At 61.1% G+C, this 566-nt stretch carries 1 pseudogene; it reads right to left on the bottom strand.

Features of this window, described 5'->3' with window-relative positions:
* Position 1: 1 nt before the first annotated feature.
* Positions 2–453, bottom strand: a pseudogene (locus QJT78_RS51985) (Hsp20 family protein).
* Positions 454–566 lie beyond the last annotated feature (113 nt).

The raw sequence follows: 566 nt of genomic DNA, 5'->3' as shown, positions 1-566 counted from the left end.
GTCAGGCGGCCTTGCCTTCGATCTGCTTGACCTGCCCGGCGCTTGCGCCCGCGATGGCGATGCGCCGCGGCTTCATGGCCTCGGGAATCTCGCGTTGAAGCTCGATGACCAACAGACTATTCTCGAAGTGCGCGCCGTTGACCTCAACGTGGTCAGCCAGGGTGAACTGGCGCTTGAATGACCGTGTCGACATTCCGCGATGCAGGAAGGTCTTCTCGTCCTTCTCGGCCTTATGGCCTTCCAACGTCAGGACATTCTGCTCCACCGTAAGGCCCACCTCGTCCGGTGTGAATCCGGCGAGCGCCACCGAGATTTGGAAGTGGTTCTCGTCGAGCCGCTCGATGTTATAGGGGGATAAGTCTCTTCGGCGGTCCGCTGTACCTCGTCGAGAACGTCAAACAGGTGGTCGAACCCAATGGTCGACCTCCACAGGGGGGTCCAATCATACCTCATAGCCAAATCCTCCAAAGAGCAAGTTGGGTACGAGCTGGCACCGGACACCTTCCGGCGCCCGCCTTGATGGGGCCCGAAGGCGCCCCGGCCGCCACGTCTGCGGCGTCCAAAAA

It is taken from the genome of Bradyrhizobium sp. Mp27, from assembly GCF_029953005.1.
In the GTDB taxonomy this organism is placed as follows: domain Bacteria; phylum Pseudomonadota; class Alphaproteobacteria; order Rhizobiales; family Xanthobacteraceae; genus Bradyrhizobium; species Bradyrhizobium barranii.
Note: the sequence above shows the minus strand (reverse complement) of the source record. Positions and strands in the feature narration are given on the sequence as shown.